The sequence below is a fragment of the Hwanghaeella grinnelliae genome, from assembly GCF_004005845.1.
Lineage (GTDB): Bacteria > Pseudomonadota > Alphaproteobacteria > UBA8366 > Aestuariispiraceae > Hwanghaeella > Hwanghaeella grinnelliae.
This window is the reverse complement of sequence record NZ_SADE01000006.1, coordinates 2,501-5,525: the sequence shown is the minus strand read 5'-3', so window position 1 is coordinate 5,525 and position 3,025 is coordinate 2,501. Positions and strand designations below refer to the sequence as shown.

Sequence of the window (3,025 nt, the reverse complement as noted above, 5' to 3'; positions counted from 1 at the left end):
TCGGTGGGTGTTGTACAAAGCAAAAGCCCCGCATTGCGCGGGGCTTTGATGTTTGGTTGCGGGGACAGGATTTGAACCTGTGACCTTCAGGTTATGAGCCTGACGAGCTACCGGGCTGCTCCACCCCGCGGATATTTTGTGTGTTGTTGGGGTTTTGTAGCGTTTGGCTTGTGATGTGTTTGGCGTTTTTTGGTTTTGCGTCGTTTCTGTTCAAGGAAGGCCTGGCGGCGACCTACTCTCCCGCGGCTTAAGCCGAAGTACCATTGGCGCTGGGGGCTTTCACTTCCGAGTTCGGGATGGGATCGGGTGGATCTTCCCCCGCCATAGCCACCAGGCCGTCCTTGAACAGAAGGACGTTTGGTTGAAGCGCGCTGTAGATTTTGCAGATTTTAGATATTTTGGGTGTTTGTTCGTATTACCGGGTTTCGCATTCTTTCGAATGCTGTGTGTACTTGCTTCATTTCTGCGTCGACTGATGTTTTCAGCCGGCTCAGCGTTTTCGCATCTTTGTCTAAAGACACGAATGCGTAGTTGGTCTTTACCGCTATATGCGGTGAAGATTTTGAAGCCTATCGAATGATTAGTACTGCTCAGCTTCGCACGTTACCGCGCTTCCACATGCAGCCTATCAACGTGGTGGTCTTCCACGGTTCTCAGCGAGACCTGGTTTTGAGGGGGGCTTCCCGCTTAGATGCCTTCAGCGGTTATCCTTTCCGCACATAGCTACCCTGCTGTGCCACTGGCGTGACAACAGGTCCACCAGAGGTGCGTCCATCCCGGTCCTCTCGTACTAGGGACAGCTCCTCTCAAGTCTCGTACACCCACGGCAGATAGGGACCGAACTGTCTCACGACGTTCTAAACCCAGCTCACGTACCTCTTTAAATGGCGAACAGCCATACCCTTGGGACCTGCTCCAGCCCCAGGATGAGATGAGCCGACATCGAGGTGCCAAACACCCCCGTCGATGTGGACTCTTGGGGGGTATCAGCCTGTTATCCCCGGAGTACCTTTTATCCGTTGAGCGATGGCCCTTCCACTCGGGACCACCGGATCACTATGACCGACTTTCGTCTCTGTTCGGCCTGTCGGCCTCACAGTCAGGCGGGCTTATGCCATTGCACTCATCGAACGATTTCCGACCGTTCTGAGCCCACCATCGCGCGCCTCCGTTACTCTTTGGGAGGCGACCGCCCCAGTCAAACTACCCACCACGCAGGGTCCCGGACCCGGTTTCACGGGCCGCGGTTAGACAACAAAAGCATCAAGGGCGGTATTTCAAGGTTGGCTCCACAAAGACTAGCGTCCCTGCTTCATAGCCTCCCGCCTATCCTACACATAACGGTTCTGTTGCCACTGCGAAGCTGTAGTAAAGGTTCACGGGGTCTTTCCGTCTAACCGCGGGTACTCCGCATCTTCACGGAGAATTCAATTTCGCTGAGTCTGCGTTGGAGACAGTGGGGCAGTCGTTACGCCATTCGTGCAGGTCGGAACTTACCCGACAAGGAATTTCGCTACCTTAGGACCGTTATAGTTACGGCCGCCGTTTACCGGGGCTTCAATTCGACGCTCTCACATCTCCTTTTAACCTTCCGGCACCGGGCAGGCGTCAGACCCTATACGTCGCCTTGCGGCTTCGCAGAGCCCTGTGTTTTTAGTAAACAGTCGCCACCCCCATTTCTGTGCCACCCCCGCCTGGTTGCCCAAACGGAGGTCTCCCTTCTCGCGAACTTACGGGAGTATTTTGCCGAGTTCCTTCAACGCAGTTCTCTCAAGCGCCTTGGTATACTCTACCATCCCACCTGTGTCGGTTTAGGGTACGGTCTACAACTGGAGCTATTTCCTGGAACAGCACCACCGCATGGACAATCCGATAAGCCCACACGATTTACGCCATTCGTCACTTCCAGAAGGCCCAGGAATATTAACCTGGTTCCCATCGCCTACGACTTTCGTCCTCGGCTTAGGGGCCGGCTTACCCTGCGCAGATTAGCTTTACGCAGGAACCCTTGGGATTTCGGCGAGAGTGTTTCTCACACTCTTTATCGCTACTCATGTCAGCATTCTCACTTCCGATACCTCCAGGACCCCTCACGGGTATCCCTTCACAGGCTTACGGAACGCTCCGCTACCACTCCAGTAAACTGGAATCCGCAGCTTCGGTGTACGGTTTGAGCCCCGGTACATCTTCGGCGCAGGACGGCTTATTTAGACCAGTGAGCTATTACGCTTTCTTTAAAAGGTGGCTGCTTCTAAGCCAACCTCCTGGTTGTCTTGGCCTTCCCACATCCTTTCCCACTTAACCGTAACTTAGGGACCTTAGCTGGCGGTCAGGGCTGTTTCCCTCTTGACGACGGACCTTAGCACCCGCCGTCTGTCTGCTGTGATTGTACTCCTCGGTATTCGGAGTTTGGTTAGAGTTGGTAAGGCTCGCGCCCCCCTTCCCCATCCAGTGCTCTACCCCCGAGGGTAAGACACAACGCGCTACCTAAATAGCTTTCGCGGAGAACCAGCTATTGCCGGGTTTGATTAGCCTTTCACCCCTAGCCACAGGTCATCCCGGAATTTTTCAACATTCTCGGGTTCGGTCCTCCAGTGCGTGTTACCGCACCTTCAACCTGCCCATGGCTAGATCACCCGGCTTCGGGTCTAATCCAACGAACTAAAACGCCCTATTAAGACTCGCTTTCGCTCCGCCTACACCTATCGGCTTAAGCTCGCTCGTTAGATTAAGTCGCTGACCCATTATACAAAAGGTACGCGGTCACCCTTTCGGGCTCCCACTGATTGTAGGCATTCGGTTTCAGGGTCTATTTCACTCCCCTCGTCGGGGTGCTTTTCACCTTTCCCTCACGGTACTGGTTCACTATCGGTCGCATAGGAGTACTTAGGCTTGGAGAGTGGTCTCCCCACGTTCAGACAGGGTTTCACGTGCCCCGCCTTACTCAAGGCCCAATAACAACCTGTACCCGTACGGGACTATCACCCCCTAAGGTGCGCCTTTCCAAACGCTTCCGGTTGATCGT

General features: G+C 54.4%; 1 tRNA gene and 2 rRNA genes (1 of these 3 only partly in view). All 3 read right to left on the bottom strand.

Annotated features, from left to right (window positions below):
- Positions 1-53: 53 nt before the first annotated feature.
- Positions 54-130, bottom strand: a tRNA-Met gene (locus EOI86_RS24435).
- A gap of 89 nt (positions 131-219) precedes the next feature.
- Positions 220-335 (bottom strand): 5S ribosomal RNA (rrf, locus tag EOI86_RS24430).
- A 224-nt stretch (positions 336-559) separates the two neighbouring features.
- A 23S ribosomal RNA gene (locus EOI86_RS24425) occupies positions 560-3,025 on the bottom strand (it continues 274 nt past the right edge of the window).